At 53.6% G+C, this 235-nt stretch carries 2 tRNA genes; both read right to left on the reverse strand.

Going from position 1 to position 235, the window contains the following annotated elements:
* Positions 1-40 precede the first annotated feature (40 nt).
* Positions 41-114: transfer RNA gene (locus HMPREF2728_RS10165), tRNA-Ile, on the reverse strand.
* 13 nt (positions 115-127) lie between these two features.
* Positions 128-201: transfer RNA gene (locus HMPREF2728_RS10170), tRNA-Met, on the reverse strand.
* Between the last annotated feature and the right edge of the window lie 34 nt (positions 202-235).

Genomic DNA, 235 nt, shown 5'->3' on the forward strand with positions numbered 1-235 from the left:
TTCCCTTCAGCCGGACTTGGGTAATCCTCCATAGTATTAATGGACCTTGTAGGACTTGAACCTACGACCACTCGGTTATGAGCCGAGAGCTCTAACCAGCTGAGCTAAAGGTCCAACAAGATCATTATAGCGGCGAAGGGGATCGAACCCCCGACCTCCCGGGTATGAACCGGACGCTCTAGCCAGCTGAGCTACACCGCCATCAATCGGGAAGACAGGATTCGAACCTGCGACA

This window comes from Streptococcus sp. HMSC061D10, assembly GCF_001808865.1.
In the GTDB taxonomy this organism is placed as follows: Bacteria; Bacillota; Bacilli; order Lactobacillales; family Streptococcaceae; genus Streptococcus.